15 protein-coding genes are annotated in these 15,844 nt (G+C 64.7%); 11 read left to right on the forward strand and 4 right to left on the reverse strand.

The annotated features are described in order from the left end of the window. Nucleotides 1–67: 67 nt before the first annotated feature. From IVB07_RS34010 to IVB07_RS34050, 9 genes are all read left to right on the forward strand, one after another. Nucleotides 68–208, forward strand: coding sequence for a hypothetical protein (locus IVB07_RS34010; protein ID WP_162496356.1), 141 nt, complete (start codon nucleotides 68–70; stop codon nucleotides 206–208). A 122-nt stretch (nucleotides 209–330) separates the two neighbouring features. After that, a complete protein-coding gene (locus IVB07_RS34015) occupies nucleotides 331–855 on the forward strand; it encodes a prepilin peptidase (RefSeq protein ID WP_018454679.1) in 525 nt (174 codons plus the stop codon). Between the two features lie 127 nt (nucleotides 856–982). Beyond that, complete coding sequence (gene cpaB / locus IVB07_RS34020; protein ID WP_018454680.1) at nucleotides 983–1,780, forward strand: Flp pilus assembly protein CpaB; 798 nt, start codon at nucleotides 983–985, stop codon at nucleotides 1,778–1,780. 11 nt (nucleotides 1,781–1,791) lie between these two features. Continuing rightward, nucleotides 1,792–3,267, forward strand: a complete 1,476-nt coding sequence (locus IVB07_RS34025; RefSeq protein WP_026232792.1) for a type II and III secretion system protein family protein — start codon at nucleotides 1,792–1,794, stop codon at nucleotides 3,265–3,267. Between the two features lie 17 nt (nucleotides 3,268–3,284). Then, nucleotides 3,285–4,022: a CpaD family pilus assembly protein gene (locus IVB07_RS34030; RefSeq protein ID WP_018454682.1), complete on the forward strand. Its 738-nt coding sequence runs from the start codon at nucleotides 3,285–3,287 to the stop codon at nucleotides 4,020–4,022. Further along, complete coding sequence (locus tag IVB07_RS34035) at nucleotides 4,019–5,287, forward strand: AAA family ATPase (protein WP_018454683.1); 1,269 nt, start codon at nucleotides 4,019–4,021, stop codon at nucleotides 5,285–5,287. Before IVB07_RS34030 ends, IVB07_RS34035 begins: the two co-directional genes overlap by 4 nt. Before the next feature lie 21 nt (nucleotides 5,288–5,308). Continuing rightward, nucleotides 5,309–6,772, forward strand: coding sequence for a CpaF family protein (locus IVB07_RS34040; RefSeq protein ID WP_026232793.1), 1,464 nt, complete (start codon nucleotides 5,309–5,311; stop codon nucleotides 6,770–6,772). A gap of 16 nt (nucleotides 6,773–6,788) precedes the next feature. Continuing rightward, the gene (locus IVB07_RS34045) at nucleotides 6,789–7,766 is read left to right on the forward strand and encodes a type II secretion system F family protein (RefSeq protein WP_026232794.1); all 978 of its coding nucleotides are present in this window, start codon (nucleotides 6,789–6,791) and stop codon (nucleotides 7,764–7,766) included. 9 nt (nucleotides 7,767–7,775) lie between these two features. Next, nucleotides 7,776–8,750 (forward strand): type II secretion system F family protein, encoded by a 975-nt coding sequence (locus tag IVB07_RS34050; protein ID WP_018454686.1) that lies wholly within the window; start codon nucleotides 7,776–7,778, stop codon nucleotides 8,748–8,750. A gap of 74 nt (nucleotides 8,751–8,824) precedes the next feature. On the opposite strand, the gene IVB07_RS34055 is transcribed toward IVB07_RS34050, so the two are convergent. The 3 genes from IVB07_RS34055 to IVB07_RS34065 all read right to left on the reverse strand — a co-directional run bounded on the left by IVB07_RS34055 (nucleotide 8,825) and on the right by IVB07_RS34065 (nucleotide 11,740). Continuing rightward, nucleotides 8,825–9,652 carry a tetratricopeptide repeat protein gene (locus IVB07_RS34055; RefSeq protein ID WP_247767399.1) on the reverse strand — a complete coding sequence of 276 codons (828 nt, stop codon included), beginning with the start codon at nucleotides 9,650–9,652 and terminating at the stop codon, nucleotides 8,825–8,827. A gap of 94 nt (nucleotides 9,653–9,746) precedes the next feature. Further along, a complete protein-coding gene (locus tag IVB07_RS34060) occupies nucleotides 9,747–11,255 on the reverse strand; it encodes a metallophosphoesterase (RefSeq protein ID WP_085361622.1) in 1,509 nt (502 codons plus the stop codon). Nucleotides 11,256–11,536: 281 nt separating this feature from the next. Further along, nucleotides 11,537–11,740: a hypothetical protein gene (locus tag IVB07_RS34065; protein WP_018454690.1), complete on the reverse strand. Its 204-nt coding sequence runs from the start codon at nucleotides 11,738–11,740 to the stop codon at nucleotides 11,537–11,539. A 202-nt stretch (nucleotides 11,741–11,942) separates the two neighbouring features. On the opposite strand from IVB07_RS34065, the gene IVB07_RS34070 reads away from it, so the two are divergent. Continuing rightward, complete coding sequence (locus IVB07_RS34070; protein WP_085361623.1) at nucleotides 11,943–13,316, forward strand: leucyl aminopeptidase family protein; 1,374 nt, start codon at nucleotides 11,943–11,945, stop codon at nucleotides 13,314–13,316. Further along, complete coding sequence (locus IVB07_RS34075; RefSeq protein ID WP_018454692.1) at nucleotides 13,309–14,199, forward strand: NlpC/P60 family protein; 891 nt, start codon at nucleotides 13,309–13,311, stop codon at nucleotides 14,197–14,199. The genes IVB07_RS34070 and IVB07_RS34075 overlap by 8 nt, the downstream gene beginning before the upstream one ends. Before the next feature lie 6 nt (nucleotides 14,200–14,205). Here IVB07_RS34075 and IVB07_RS34080 read toward each other — a convergent pair whose 3' ends face one another. Beyond that, complete coding sequence (locus IVB07_RS34080; protein ID WP_247767400.1) at nucleotides 14,206–15,843, reverse strand: ABC transporter ATP-binding protein; 1,638 nt, start codon at nucleotides 15,841–15,843, stop codon at nucleotides 14,206–14,208. Nucleotide 15,844 lies beyond the last annotated feature (1 nt).

A 15,844-nucleotide genomic window follows, 5' to 3' on the forward strand; every position in this document is an offset into this window, starting at 1 on the left:
GATCAACGACTGCAAAAGCCCCGGATTTCCGGGGCCTTTGTTTTTAAGACGGCGAGTTCCAGTGGCGTTGAGCAAGTACAGAACCGATGCCGTGGTCGCGGCGAACGCGGCCGAGGCGGCGCAGACCGGCTCGCCGGCTTACTGGGTCTGCCTGGCCCTGCTGCTTGCGACCGTCGCGCTCGCCGCACGCATCGCCTCCCTCTGGTGAGCACGCCTTCGGCTGGTTCTACCCCTCAAGACCGCCGCCGCCGTTTTCGGTTTGTTTAGCACTGCCGGCTAGAATCCGGCGACGCCAGCTCCGCGGCACACCCAGGCCTCAAGACGCAGCCCATGATCCTCGACCTTGCGCGCCTTCTGCTCTTCCCGGCCCTGATGGCGTTTGCCGCCGCAAGCGATCTCTTCACGATGACGATCTCCAACCGCGTATCGCTGGCGCTGGTCGCCGGCTTTTTCGCGCTCGCTCTCGCCGGTGGCATGGCACCTTACGAGATGCTGGGCCATGTCGGCGCCGGCGCGCTCGTCCTAGTCGTGGCCTTCACCTGTTTTGCGATGGGCTGGGTCGGTGGCGGCGATGCCAAGGTGGCGGCCTCCGTCGCGCTTTGGTTCGGGTTCGCACAGCTGATGAACTTCCTGCTCTACGCCTCGCTGTTCGGCGGGGCGCTGACGCTGCTCCTGCTCCAGTTCCGGCAGTGGCCGCTGCCTTACGGGCTCGCTGGCCAGACCTGGCTCGCGCGGCTGCACGCCAAGGACAGCGGCATTCCCTACGGCATCGCGCTCGCACTGAGCGCGCTGATGGTCTACCCGGAGACCGAATGGGTGAAGGCGATCGACCTCGCTCACCTCGCATTGCGCTGAACGCATCGGGTAAACCCGGCGTTAAGGCGATTTAGATACGCCTCATTAACCATGCTTTGACGAATAGCTGGTCAACTGCCGATTACGGCGGCGTCAGCGTCGCGGCGTTTGTTGGAAAGTGAAGCGTATGAATAGGGCACGCATTGTCGTCCTGACGGTCGCCATCTGCGCCGGCGGTGTCGCCGCGTATCTGGCGAGCGGCTCGGACAATTCTGCACCGCCTCCTGCTCCGGTCGCGCAGCTTCCCACCGTCGACGTCCTGGTCGCGAAAAACGACATCGGCCTCGGCCAGACCGTCAAGCCGGAAGACGTGCAATGGCAGACCTGGCCGTCCGCGACCGCCAGCGCCACCTTCATCCGCCGCAACGAGCGCCCCGAGGGGGTAACCCAGGTCACCGGCTCGATCGCACGATCTCCCTTCATCCAGGGCGAGCCGATCCGGGACCAGAAGCTGGTCAAGGCCGAAGGCTCCGGCTTCATGGCGGCAATCCTGCCCACCGGCATGCGGGCGATCTCGACCGAGATCTCGCCGGAAACCGGCGCAGGCGGCTTCATCCTGCCCAACGACCGCGTCGACGTGCTTTTGACGCGCCGTCTCAAGAACCCGGACCAGAGCAGCGGCGCTCCCGATGTCGTCACGTCCGAGATCATCCTGGCCAATATCCGCGTCCTGGCCATCGACCAGGCTCCCAAGGAGAAGGACGGCCAGAACGCGGTGGTCGGCAAGACCGTCACTCTCGAACTCAATCCTGCGCAGACTGCGACGCTCTCCTCCGCACGCCAGAGCGGCACGCTGTCGCTGGCGCTGCGCAGCATCGTCGATGTCAAGCTGAGCGAGATCACGCTCGATGACTCCGCACAGAAGCGCGAGGGCATTTCGATCATTCGGTACGGTATCCCAAGCTCGACGGCGAAGGCACGATGAGGACTGTCGACATGAAATGCAGGGCGAATTTGGCGACGATGCGAACCCCGGTGGTCCGCGCCCTGTCGTTTTCGGCCGCCGTCGCGCTCGCGCTCAACCCGGTGCTCACCCCTGTGGTCGCCGCCGACTATCGCCCTGTGGCGCAGGCTGCGGCCGACGGTCAGATGAACGCGCGATTCCTCTCGCTCGGCATCGGCAAGTCGATCGTGATCGACCTTCCGCGCGACATCAAGGACGTGCTTGTCGCCGATCCGAAGATCGCCAACGCGGTCGTCCGCTCGGCGCAGCGTGCCTACATCATTGGCGCCTCGATCGGGCAGACCAACATCGTGTTCTTCGATTCCGCCGGCCAGCAGATCGCGGCCTATGACATCGCGGTCAAGCGCGACCTCAACGGCGTGCGGGCCGCGCTGAAGCAGGTCCTGCCGAACTCAGACATCCAGATCGACGGGCTAGGCGACGGCATCATCTTGACCGGCTCGGCCGCGAATCCGGCCGAAGCCCAGCAGGCCAACGACCTCGCCGTGCGCCTCGCCGGCGGCCCCGAGAAGGTCGTGAACTCGATCGTGGTCCGCGGCCGCGATCAGGTCATGCTCAAGGTGACGGTCGCGGAAGTGCAGCGCAGCATCGTCAAGCAGCTCGGAATCGACCTCACCGCCAACCTCAGCTACGGCACCTCGGTCGTCAGCTTCAGCAACTCCAATCCGTTCACGGCTCTTGGCCACAACCTCGTCGACGGCAATAACCTGACCACGAAGTTCGGCGCGGCCCCGTCGGTGCAGGCCACGCTGCGTGCGATGGAGACCGCGGGCGTGATCCGGACGCTGGCCGAACCGAACCTGACCGCGATCTCCGGTGAATCGGCAACGTTCATTGCCGGCGGTGAATTTCCGGTGCCTGCGGGCTATGCGTGCGACCCCACCACGCACGTCTGTACCACCCAGATCAGCTTCAAGAAGTTCGGCATCTCGCTCAACTTCACCCCCGTCGTTCTCACGGAGGGCAAGATCAGCCTGCGGGTAATGACCGAGGTGTCCGAGCTCTCGAACGAAAACGCGATCACGCTGTCCCAGGCCGTGACCTCGACCTCGGTCAACTCGCTCACGGTGCCCTCGATCAAGACCCGCCGCGCAGAAACCTCGCTGGAAATTCCCTCAGGCGGCGCGATGGCGATGGCTGGCCTGATCCAGCAGCAGACCAAGCAAGCGGTCAGCGGACTGCCAGGTCTGATGCAGCTCCCGGTCCTCGGCACGCTGTTCCGTAGCCGCGACTTCGTCAACAACGCGACCGAGCTGGTCGTGATCGTGACGCCCTACATCGTTCGCGCAGTTGCGCAAAAGGACCTGTCGCGGCCGGATGATGGCTTCTCCGCACCGGCTGATCCGCAGGCCGAACTGCTCGGCAACATCAACCGCATCTACGGCGTGCCCGGCCGGACCGAACCGGCCAAGAACTACCGCGGCACCTACGGCTTCATCACCGACTGAGGCGGAACGGGGACTTCATGAAGATCACTAGACCACCCCAGATTCGCAGGCGCGCCATCCACCTCGGCGGCGCGCTCGTCGGCATGGCGCTCGCCCTAGGCGGCTGCCAGCATGACGAAGCGGTCACGGCCTCCATTCCCGACGACTACAAGCAGCGCCATCCGATCGCGATCGAGGAGCAGAATCGTTCCATCGTCGTCTTCGTCGGCCATGCCCGCGGCGGCTTGACCGCCGCCCAGCGCGCCGACGTGATGGGCGTCGCGTCGGCCTGGATGCACGAAGGCACCGGCGCGATCCGGATCGACGTACCGTCCGGCACGCCCAACGCGCGTCCGGTCGCGGACACCATGCGCGAAATCCAGGCAATGCTGTCGGCGGCGGGCGTTCCGCCGCGCGGCATCAACGCCCGCTCTTACACGCCGGACGACAAGCGATTCCTGCCGCCGATCCGCCTCACCTATTCCAAGATCGCCGCAGTCGCGGGTCCCTGCGGCCTGTGGCCGGAAGATATCGGCCCTTCGATGAAGAACAAGAGCTGGTTCGAGAACAAGGACTACTACAATTACGGCTGCGCCTATCAGCGCAACCTCGCAGCGATGGTCGACAATCCGTCGGATCTCGAGCAGCCGCGGCCCGAAACGCCGTCCTACACGCCGCGGCGGACCGCCGCGTTCGAGAAGTATCGCAAGGGAATGCCGACGGCGGTCGCCTATCCTGAGGCCGACAAGGCCAAACTCAGCGACACCGGCAGATGATCAGCTACGCTCGCCAGCCCCAAGAAGATCAGTCCGAGGCATCGCTCCCACCGGTCGAGGAGCATATTGCGCCGGCGCCCCGCGTTTCCGTCCAGGCTTTCTGCGAGACCGTGGAAACGGCGGCCGCCGTGCAGTCAGCCGGCGAAGATCGCCGTCTCGGCAAGGCCCATCTGAAGATCCAGATGGGCGGAATGGCGGCTGCGGTGGAAGCCTACCGCTCGGCCCCCACGCCGAACGTGATCGTGCTCGAAAGCGACGGCCGCAACGACCTCCTGGGCGGGCTCGACCATCTCGCGACCGTCTGCGATGCCGGCACCCGCGTGGTCGTGATCGGCCGCATCAACGACGTCACGCTCTACCGCGAGCTGGTCCGCCGCGGCGTCAGCGACTACGTGCTCGCGCCGGTCGGCGCGATCGACGTCGTGCGCTCGATCTGCAACCTGTTCTCGGCGCCGGAAGCCAAGGCCGTCGGCCGCATTATCGCCGTGGTCGGGGCCAAGGGCGGCGTCGGCGCATCAACCATCTCCCACAATGTCGCCTGGGCGATCGCCCGCGATCTCGCGATGGACGCGGTCGTCGCCGACCTCGACCTCGCCTTCGGCACGGCCGGACTCGACTACAACCAGGATCCACCGCAGGGCATTGCCGACGCCGTATTCTCACCCGATCGCGTCGACACCGCCTTCGTCGACCGCCTTCTGTCGAAATGCACCGACCACCTCAGTCTGCTGGCGGCGCCGGCGACGCTCGACCGGGTCTACGATTTCGGCGCCGACGCCTTCGATTCCGTGTTCGACACGTTGCGCTCCACGATGCCCTGCATCGTCCTCGACGTTCCGCACCAATGGTCGGGCTGGACGAAACGCGCCCTGATCGGAGCGGACGACATCCTGATCGTGGCGGCGCCCGACCTCGCCAATTTGCGCAACACCAAGAACCTGTTCGATCTCCTGAAGGCCGCGCGCCCCAACGACCGGCCGCCGCTCTACTGCCTGAACCAGGTCGGCGTGCCGAAACGGCCCGAAATCGCCGCGGCGGAGTTCGCCAAGGCGATCGAGAGCCAGCCGGTCGTCTCGATTCCGTTCGAGCCGCAGATCTTCGGCTCGGCGGCCAATAACGGCCAGATGATCGCGGAGATCTCGGCCAACCATAAGTCGATCGAGATGTTCCTTCAGATCGCCCAGCGCCTGACCGGCCGCAGCGAAACGAAGAAGCAAAAGTCGTCCCTACTTTCACCCCTGATTGACAAGTTGCGGGGAAAATAGGTCGCCGCATGGAGTTTTTAAGTGTTCGGTAAGCGTAGCGGAACAGACGCCGACGCCCGGGCCCCGAAGCCCGGTGCCGTGTCGCCAGAGCCTGCCCAGGCTTCGGCGCCCGCCATGTCGCGCGTGCCGCCGCCGCCGGCAATCTCCTCGCCGCCGCTCGCCCCGGCGAAGCCTGCGCCGACCATGGAAGCCCGCCGCTCGGACAATTATTACGAGGTCAAGGCGACCATCTTCGGCGCGCTGATCGAGGCCATCGACCTCGCCCAGCTTGCCAAGCTCGATTCGGAGTCCGCGCGCGAGGAAATCCGGGACATCGTCAACGAGATCATCGCGATCAAGAACATCGTGATGTCGATCGCCGAGCAGGAAGAGCTGCTCGACGACATCTGCAACGACGTCCTCGGCTACGGTCCGCTGGAGCCGCTGTTGTCGCGCGACGACATCGCCGACATTATGGTCAACGGCGCCGACACCGTCTACATCGAGGTCGCCGGCAAGATCCAACGCACCGGTATCCGCTTCCGCGACAATCAGCAGCTCCTCAACATCTGCCAGCGTATCGTCAGCCAGGTCGGCCGGCGCGTCGACGAATCCTCGCCGATCTGCGACGCCCGCCTGGCCGACGGCTCCCGCGTCAACGCCATCGTGCCCCCGCTGTCAATCGACGGCCCCACGCTCACGATCCGCAAGTTCAAGAAGGACAAGCTGACGCTCGATCAGCTCGTCAAGTTCGGCGCAATCTCGCCGGAAGGCGCGGAAATCCTCCAGATCATCGGCCGCGTCCGCTGCAACGTGCTGATCTCCGGCGGTACCGGCTCGGGCAAGACCACGTTGCTCAACTGCCTGACCAACTACATCGAGCACGACGAGCGCGTCATCACCTGCGAGGACGCCGCCGAACTCCAGCTCCAGCAGCCGCACGTGGTGCGACTGGAAACCCGCCCGCCCAACATCGAGGGCGAGGGCCAGGTCACCATGCGCGAGCTGGTGCGCAACTGCCTGCGTATGCGTCCCGAGCGCATCATCGTCGGCGAAGTCCGCGGACCCGAGGCGTTCGACCTGCTCCAGGCCATGAACACCGGCCATGACGGCTCGATGGGCACGCTGCACGCCAACAATCCGCGCGAGGCGCTATCGCGCTGCGAATCCATGATCACGATGGGCGGCTTCTCCCTGCCTTCACGCACCATCCGCGAGATGATCTGCGCCTCGATCGACGTCATCGTCCAGGCCGCGCGCCTGCGCGACGGTTCACGCCGCATCACCCACATCACCGAAGTGATGGGCATGGAAGGCGACACCATCATCACCCAGGACGTGTTCCTCTACGACATGGTCGGCGAGGACGCCAACGGCAAGATCATCGGCCGGCACCGGTCGACCGGAATCGGCCGCCCGAAATTCTGGGAACGCGCCCGCTATTACGGCGAAGAGAAGCGCCTTGCCGCGGCGCTCGACGCGGCGGAAGTGGCGCCCACGACGTGAGCAGGTCAACGCAGCCATGAACATGCAAGTCCTTGCCCTCGCCTTCCTTGCCACCGCCACCGTCGGCGGCCTCGCCTGGGTCTTCCTTTATCCAATGCTGTCCGGGGAACGGAAGGCCGAGAGCCGCCGCGCCTCGATCTCGCGGGCCGAGGCGCCCACGGCCCGCGCCGCCGAGAAGACGCAGCGCTCGCGCCGCGAGCAGGTCGAAACCTCGCTCAAGGATCTCGAGGCGCGGCGCCAGCAGGAGAAGAGCGTACCGCTCAGTGTCCGCCTGTCGCAGGCCGGCCTCGATTGGGCGCCGCAGAAATTCTGGATCGTGTCCGCCGTCGTGGCGGGCGTGCTGTTCGCAGTCGCCTTGTTCATCGGCGGCGGCCTGCTCGGTGCCGCCGGCTTCGCGTTTGCCGGCGGCCTCGGTCTGCCCCGCTGGGCGCTCGGCTTCCTGAAGAAGCGCCGTGAAAACAAGTTCCTGGCCGCCTTGCCCGATGCCGTCGACGTCATCGTCCGCGGCATCAAGGCGGGCCTGCCGCTGTTCGAATCGATCAAGGTGGTCGCCGCCGACGCGCCAGAGCCGCTGCGCTCCGAGTTTCTGTCCATCATCGAGACGCAGGCGATCGGCATGCCGCTCGGCGAGGCCTGCACGCGGCTCTACGATCGCATGCCGCTGCCCGAGGCCAATTTCTTCGGCATCGTCATCTCCATCCAGCAGAAATCGGGCGGCAACCTCTCCGAAGCGCTCGGCAACCTTTCCAAGGTGCTGCGCGACCGCAAGAAGATGAAAGAGAAGATCCAGGCGATGTCGATGGAAGCCAAGGCCTCGGCCGGCATCATCGGCTCGCTGCCGCCGATCGTGATGTTCCTCGTCTACCTCACAACGCCAGGATACATCTCGATGCTTTGGACTCATCCCACCGGCCAGCTCATGCTGGTCGGCTGTGTTGTCTGGATGTCGATCGGCATCATGGTGATGAAGAAGATGATCAATTTCGACTTCTGATGGTGTCTTATGGTAGAGTTCCTCGTTGCGAAACTTCACGACGTCCACTTCATGACGATGCTGCTGGCGGCCATTGCCGCCAGCGCCACCGTCTATACGCTGGTGATGCCGCTGTTCGCCGGCGAGGGCCTTTCCAAGCGCATGAAGGCGGTGGCGAACGAACGTGAGCGCATCCGGCAGCGCGAGCGCGAGCGCCTCCACAAGAGTGAAAAAGTCTCGCTGCGCCAGACGCCGAAGCAGCTCGTCTCGAAGGTCGTCGATGACTTCAACCTGACCAAATGGCTCGCGCAGGAAGCTGCGCGGGACAAGCTCATCATGGCCGGCTATCGAGGCCAGGCGCCCTACATCACCTTCCTGTTTGCCCGCCTGGTTGCCCCGATCGTGCTGTTCGTCGGTTCGGTCGTCTACGTGTTCCTGATCGCGCATATGCAGCAGTCCATGCCGATCAAGATCGGCATCTGCGTCGGTGCGGCCTATCTCGGACTCCAGGCGCCGATGCTGTTCCTCAGGAACGCGATCTCCAAGCGCCAACTCTCGATCAAGCGCGCCTTTCCCGATGCGCTCGACCTGCTCCTGATCTGCATCGAATCCGGCATGTCGGTCGAGATGGCGTTCCGGAAGGTCGCGGTCGAAATCGTGGGCCAGTCGATCGCGCTATCGGAGGAGTTCACCCTGACCACGGCCGAGCTGTCGTATTTGCAGGATCGCAAGGTCGCCTACGAGAACCTCGCGCGGCGCACCGGGCTCGAGGGCGTCAAGTCGGTATGTCTCGCGCTCCAGCAGGCGGAGCGTTACGGCACCCCGCTCGGCCAATCCTTGCGGGTGATGGCGCAGGAAAACCGCGACATGCGCATGAACGAAGCCGAGAAAAAGGCCGCGGCACTGCCGCCGAAGCTGACGGTACCGATGATCCTGTTCTTCCTGCCGGTGCTGTTCGTCGTCATCCTTGGACCGACTGGCATCAAGGTCACCGAGATGCAATGACCTTAGACGTGGACCGCGTACGGTCCGAGGATGCCTTCAAGATTGGAAGATCAAGATCGGAAGATCACGTCTGATCAGTCGGGCAGGCCGAGCGAGGCGACCGGCGTCCGCTTCGGCGCACCACGCCGGACGTCGCTGCGGGTCAACATTTCCTTGAGATAGGCGACATTGGCCGTAGCCTGGTCCGGCGGCAGGTCCGCCTTCACAATAGTCTCGGCTTCGGCGAAGCGGCCCTGGAGACCGACGACAAGACCGAGATTCTGCCGCACCCGCGCGCTTGCGTGCGGCGAGGCATAGGCTTGGCGCAGCGCGTCTTCGGCCTTCGGCAGATCTCTCGACAACATGTAGGACAGGCCGAGATTGGAGAGCACGCCGGGATCGCCAGGCGCGATCTTGAGCGCACTCGCATAGTAGGAGCGCGCTTCCTCGTGACGCCCCATCTGATCGAGCGCGGTACCCTGCACCGAGAGCAGGCGCCAATCCGGGTTATCGGGCGAATGCGCCTTCGACAGCACGTCGAAGGCTTGCTGGAAATTGCCGTTGTCGGAGAGCGCGCGGCCGTATTGGGCCATCAGCGCCTTGTTGCCGGGATTGGCGATGGTCGCCTGCTCGAGCACGGCGGCAGCCTGGGCGCGCTGGCCGTTGGCGCGCAGGGCCTGGCCGTAGGCGAGCGCCGCGTCGGCGTCCTTGGGATTGGCACGATAGCGCTCGCCATAGACTTCAGCAGCGCGCGCGGGATCGGTGGGAGCGGCTTCCGCCCGCGGCCCGACCGAGCCCGTGACGTCGGAGAGTTCCGACATCGCCGTGCAGCCGCCGAGACCCATGGCCACCGCTGCGACCAGCGAGGTGGACGCAAGAAGCCGGGCAAGACTTAACCGTTCACGACTGAACCGTTGACGCATGACGCTTTGACTCTCGAGCCGATTGATCGAGCCGAACGCGCCAGCAATAGACTGTTAACCCTAACGGCCGGTTAATGCTCCCGGCCCGGGCCCGTCACTGCGGCGCCTGCGGCGGCACCTCGCCGCCGAGACCCGCATCGAGGCCGAGCGCCTTCGCCTGCTCGTTCAGGTCCCGCAGCAATTGCAGTCGTTGCCGCGTCTCGATCGCGACATCGATGCCCGGACGCACGACCCTCGGCAATTCGCGTCGAAGATCGTCACGATTGACCAGACGCCTCGCGCGGAGCTCGTCGAGCTGAACGTCGTCGATGCCGAGCACATTTGCAGATTGCTCGATCAGTCGGCGCAGTAGTGACGTCACCGCGGCCTCGACATCATGCTTGCGTGCGGATCTCGAGAACTTGCTTTCCAGATCGGCCCAGACATGAGAGGTCACGAGATAGACGTGGAGCAAATTGGCCCAATCCACCTCGTCGTCGGCATAGAAGGCGCGGCGCAGCAGGAGCCGGCGCGCGAATGCTGCGACCTGATTCCGTTTCAGCGTGGTGCATGCGTCGATCTCGATGCCCGATTGGACGGCCGGATCTCGGGAAAAATCCCGTCCGGCCGGCAGTCTGACGACGCCGTGCGGCAGGTTGGAATCGAGCGGCCTGAAGACACCATCCTTGCGCGGACGTGAGTAGCGGGCGATCGCGAAGCGATACTCTGTGCGGCCGCCATGGGACATCGGGTCGGACATCGGGCCGAAATGGATGACGTTGAAGCCGGCATCGTCACCGGCCTGCCCGGTCGATGACGGACAGGACAGGACGTAGATCGTGCGCCAGAATGCTTCAGCGCTCTCGCTCGACGTGGCGCGCGGATCGGGAATCGAATAACGCGTCAGCCCTTCGACATGCCGGTGTCCGTGCAGGACCAGATCGACATTGAGCGATGTCGCCGCTTCGAGGAAGGTCGCGGGCGCGGCGAGATACATCAGCGGCTCGTCGGGCACGCCGAGAAACCGCTTTCCTTCTCCGGTCGCCTGCGGCAGTGGATGATGGTGCAGCGCCAGCACGCGCACGAGGTTTTCCACCGGCTCGGCATAATCGGCGCGGCCGCCCGACCCGAGGCTGCCCGCGAGCTTGACGCTCAGCCGCGCGGAATCCGAAACCATGGCGCTATAGGCGCTCTGGTCGACGTTGCCGCTCACGAGCGTCGTGAGGCTCGCGCGGTTGGAATCCAGCAGCACCAGATCGAGGCCGGCCTGACGGTAGTAGACGCTCTTCGAGGTCCGCGGCAAATGCAGGTAATCATAAACATCGTGGCGACCTGCACGCTGGCTCGGTCGCTTGACGTCGTGATTGCCGGCAATTGCCTGGATGTCGGTGAACAGCCCGGTCTGCCGGAAGGACGCAATGACGGCGATCGCTTCGTCGAGCGCAGGCGGCGCCGGGTCGTCCACGATATCGCCGGTGATCAGCAGGATGCGATCGGGAACATCCGCGAAGTCCGCCATCCTCTCGCGAATTGCGGCATTGAGCGTCTCGATGGTCGCAAGCAGTCGACCAGACCCGTCCAGATGCAGGTCGGAAATCTGTACGATGACGAACGATCTATCCATTTTGCGTCGCTTATTTGCGAATGCCGCGCCGCGCAAACGATGAGAGAAATGCCTTCGACGATCAGGTTCAGTCCGGTATCAATCAGCCCGGGCCATGATGAGCCGGGTAAGAATTGACCCCATCCCCTGTTGTTGCACTCCGTGCAGAACCGTACGACACAATCTAAAATATTGGGCAATAATGCCACAACCGCAGCGCTAGTAAAGCCCTGCGGCCGCTCGCGTGGATCGTGTCCTCGGCATGAGACGGGGCTCGCCCGATGATGGTTTCGCTCACCCGATCAATATTCGATAGCGAGCCTCTTGCGAATTTCATCAATGCGCTTGTCCAATGCATCGAACCGCGCGTGAACGGAGCGGTCGTGGAGATAGAAGACGTAACCGCCGGCAAGGAACGCGAATATCCAATGATGATGCTCGACATAGCCAAAAATCGCCTCGACCGCCTGCCCGATGAAGGTGACCACGCTCCACACAAATTCCATTGCATTTCCTCCCGGCCGGCTTTGTCGTCGGCCGCCGGAGATCTGCACACCTGACGGCCGTTGCCGGAACCTAGCATGGCCCCTTTGCTGCGAGTAGCGGACCGCCGAACGGTGGCAGCAAAGCTGATTGCGGCGGCGGCAAAACTCTGCGAAATCTCGTCCGTTCGTATGACCCGCTCGATCTGACGATCCGGACCCGCCAATGCCTTCTGTCTTCGAGACGTCGCCTACCGCCATCCCGATCACCTTCGTCACCAAGTCGAGCTGGGATCAGGTCGCCGAGGGGCTACCGGCGGCGCAACGCCAGTTCGCCACCGCGAGCGCCTTCACCGCAAAGCCGGGCGGCTATCTCGCGCTGCCCGCGCCCGATGGCGCGATCGCGCAAGTGCTGTTCGGGCTCGAGGACGAGGGTGCAAAATCGCGCGACCTGTTCCGACCGGGCGCCCTGCCCGGCCTCCTGCCGCCGGGCATCTATCGCTTCGCCAATGCACCGCAGGATGCACGGCTCGCCGCACTCGCCTTCGCGCTCGGCAGCTACCGCTTCGCCCGGTACCGCAAGGCCGATCGCCCCGAGGTCAGCCTCGTTCCCCCCGACGGCGTCGACGCGACCGACATCAATCGCATGGCGGACGCCGCAATGCTGGCGCGCGACCTCATCAACACGCCGGCCAACGACATGGGGCCGGAGGAGCTGGCCGCAGCCGCGCAGGATCTCGCCGCCGAATTCGGCGCAAGCTTTGCCTGCACCATCGGTGACGACTTAAAGACGAATTTTCCACTGATCCACGCCGTCGGCATGGCATCTAGCCGCGCGCCGCGGCTGATCGACATTGGCTGGGGCGACCCGGCTCATCCCAAGGTGACGCTGGTCGGCAAGGGCGTCTGCTTTGACACCGGCGGGCTCGACTTGAAGCCTCCGAGCGGCATGCTGATCATGAAGAAGGACATGGGCGGCGCCGCCAACGTGCTGGCGCTGGCGCGCATGGTGATGGATGCGAAGCTGAAGGTGCGACTGCGCGTGCTGATTCCGGCCGTGGAGAACGCGGTCGCGGGCAATGCCTTCCGCCCGCTCGACATCTTCACCTCGCGCAAGGGCATCACGGTCGAGATCGGCAATACGGACGCAGAGGGGCGGCTGGTGCTCGCCGACGCGCTGGCGCTTGCGGACGAGGAAAAGCCGGACCTGCTGATCGATCTCGGCACGTTGACGGGAGCGGCACGCGTCGCGCTGGGGCCGGATTTACCGCCCTTTTACACCAATGATGAGACGCTTGCCGCTGACGTCGCACGATGCGCGGCGAGGGAGAACGATCCGTTGTGGCGCATGCCACTGTGGCCGCCTTACGATGCGTGGCTGGATTCCAAGACCGCCACTATCACCAACGCACCATCAGGCGGCTTTGCCGGCTCGATCATTTGCGCGCTGTTCCTGCAACGCTTCGTCGAGCATGCCAGGAGCTGGCTGCATGTCGACATCTACGGCTGGACGCCGTCGGCGAAGCCCGCACGCCCCGAGGGCGGCGAGTGCCAGGCCGCGCGCGCGATCTACACATTGCTGAGCGAGCGCTATGCGTGATCCAGAACACGATCTAAGCCACGATCCAAGTCACGATCCAAGATACGATCCAAGGCTGACACCGTCGCGCGGCGACATCGCCGCGAAATACCTCGAAAGCAAGGTGCAGGCGGATCGTTTCGTCACGGGCGAGGAATTCGAGATCATCGCGGCGATCGCGCCCGTGCGCGAGCAGCCGTCGTCGAACGCGATGCTAATGACACAAGCGTTGCGCGGCGAGGGCGTCACGGTTTACGACCGCAACGGCGAAGGCTGGGCATGGGGTCAACTTTCAGGTGACGGCTATGTCGGCTGGCTGCCGGACGCAGCGCTCATGAAGCCCGCGGCCGCGCCGACCCATATGGTCAGTGCTTTACGAACCTTTGCCTTCCCCGGTCCCTCGATCAAGCTGCGGCCAGCAGACACGCTGGTGATGGGATCGAAGATCGCGGTTGCACGCGAGGACGGCAGCTTCGCCGTGACACGCGACGGACACTATCTGCCGAAGGCCCATCTCGCCCCGCTTGGTCATTGCGAGCCGGATTTCGTCGCAGTCGCCGAGCGTTTCGTCGGCACGCCCTATCTCTGGGGTGGCAAGAGCAGCCTTGGCGTCGATTGCTCCGGCCTGGTCCAGATGTCGCTGACATCGGCGGGCATCGGCTGCCCGCGCGACAGCGACATGCAGCAGGCCGGCCTCGGCCGCGCGCTGGAGCCCCATGAGCAAAGCAGCTTGCTGCGCGGCGATCTCATTTTCTGGAAAGGTCATGTCGCCATCGTCCGCGATGGCAGCACCATGGTTCACGCCAATGCGCATCACATGGCAACGGTGATCGAGCCGATCGAGCCGGCAATCGCAAGGATCAAGCAAGCCGGCAGCGAGGTCGCCGCGATCAAGCGGCTCTGACGGAGGCTACGTCGCCGCGGACCCGTTCTCCGCCGTCTCCAGCCGGAACGCCGCCGCAAACAGCGCGCGCGTGTAATCCGTCTTCGGGTTCTTGAAGAGCTCGGCGGCCTGACCTTCCTCGACCACCTTGCCGCCACGCATCACGATCAGATGGCTGGCGAGCGAGGCGACGACGCGCAGATCGTGCGAGATGAACATGTAAGTGAGATCGCGCCGGCGCTGCAATTCACGCAGCAGATCGACCATCTGCGCCTGAATCAGCATGTCGAGCGCACTGGTCGGCTCGTCCAGGACGACGAAATCCGGCTCCAGCACCACCGCCCGCGCGATGCTGATGCGCTGGCGCTGGCCGCCGGAGAATTCATGCGGATAACGGTGGCGAGTATCCGGTTTCAGTCCGACGTCCTCGAGCGCCTTGACGACGCGCTCCTCCCGCTCGCCTCGCGAGAGCTGCGGCTGATGCACGGTGAGGCCTTCGGCGACGATGTCGGCGACCGACATGCGCGGGCTGAGCGAGCCGAACGGATCCTGGAACACGATCTGCATGTCGCGCCGGAACGGCCGCATCTCCTTGAAGCGCAGGCCCTGGATATCTTTTCCCAGGAACACAATGCGTCCGTTCGAGGAGATCAGCCGCAGCAATGCGAGCCCCAGCGTGGTCTTGCCCGAGCCGGACTCGCCGACAACGCCGAGCGTCTCGCCCTTGCGCACGGCGATGCTGACGCCGTCGACCGCCTTGATGTGGCCGACCGTCTTACGCATCAGCCCCCGCTTGATCGGGAACCAGACCTTTAGGTCGTCGGCGGACATCACCACCGGGGCATCCGGCTGCGGCGGCGCCGGATCTGGCTTCGGCTCCGCGGCGAGCAGGTCGCGCGTATAGGGATGCTTCGGGGTCTTGAAGACGTGCTCGACCGGCCCCTGCTCGACGATCTCGCCCCCCTTCATGACGCAGACCTGGTCGGCGATGCGGCGCACGATGCCGAGATCGTGGGTGATGAAGAGCAGGCTCATGCCGAGCCGGCCGCGGATCTCTGCGAGCAGCGTCAGGATCTGCGCCTGCACGGTAACGTCGAGCGCCGTGGTCGGCTCGTCCGCGATCAGGAGGTCCGGCTCGTTGGCGAGCGCCATCGCGATCATCACGCGCTGGCGCTGGCCGCCGGAGAGCTGGTGCGGATAGCTCTTCAGCCGCGTTTCAGGCTCGGGAATGCCGACCTGCGTGAGCAATTCCAGCGTCCGCCTGCGCGCCTCGGCATTGCTGGTCGGATTGTGCAGCTGAATGATCTCGCCGATCTGCGCCTCGATCGTATGCAGCGGGTTGAGCGAGGTCATCGGCTCCTGGAAGATGATCGAGATGTCGCTGCCGCGCATCTCCCGCATCTCCTGCTCCGACCGGTCGATCAGTTCCTGGCCCTTGAAGTGGATGCTGCCCGAGGGATGCGAGGCATTTGGATAGGGCAAGAGCTTGAGAATCGAGAGCGCGCTGACCGACTTGCCGGAGCCGGACTCGCCGACCAGCGCCAGGCACTCGCCGCGCTTGATCTGGAACGAGACCTTGTCGACCGCGAGCGTGGTGGCGCCCCCCTGGTGGAAGACCACCGAGAGGTCGCGCACGCTGAGCAAAGGCTGGTTGATCGCGTCCATT

This window comes from Bradyrhizobium sp. 172 (assembly GCF_023101065.1).
GTDB classification, from domain to species: domain Bacteria; phylum Pseudomonadota; class Alphaproteobacteria; order Rhizobiales; family Xanthobacteraceae; genus Bradyrhizobium; species Bradyrhizobium canariense_D.